Source organism: Allobosea sp. ASV33 (assembly GCF_016428755.1).
GTDB lineage: Bacteria > Pseudomonadota > Alphaproteobacteria > Rhizobiales > Beijerinckiaceae > Allobosea.
Genome location: NZ_JAELTI010000288.1, coordinates 1 through 316, shown reverse-complemented (window position 1 = coordinate 316; position 316 = coordinate 1). Strand labels below are relative to the sequence as shown.

Annotated in this window: 1 protein-coding gene; it reads left to right on the top strand. The window is 74.1% G+C overall.

The window, feature by feature from the left end; translation table 11 throughout:
* On the top strand, window positions 1–182 hold a 182-nt coding region (locus JHD80_RS27630; RefSeq protein ID WP_199093806.1), incomplete at its 5' end, for a hypothetical protein.
* Window positions 183–316: the final 134 nt, after the last annotated feature.

Sequence of the window (316 nt, the reverse complement as noted above, 5' to 3'; positions counted from 1 at the left end):
CCCCCCCCCCCCCCCCCCCCCCCCCCCCCCCCCCCCCCCCCCCCCCCCCCCCCCCCCCCCCCCCCCCCCCCCCCCCCCCCCCCCCCCCCCCCCCCCCCCCCCCCCCCCCCCCCCCTTTTTTCAAGCACAAGACGGCATACGAGATCGCGCCTAGAGTCTCGTGGGCTCGGAGATGTGTATAAGAGACAGGGCCAGCTCGATATGGTGGCGGTTGCAAGGCGCGATGTCGGAGCCGGTCTGCGCGATGCCGATGATCGGACGGCCCGACTGCAGCTCCTCGCGCGACAGGCCGAAATTCATCGTGCGCTCGATATAG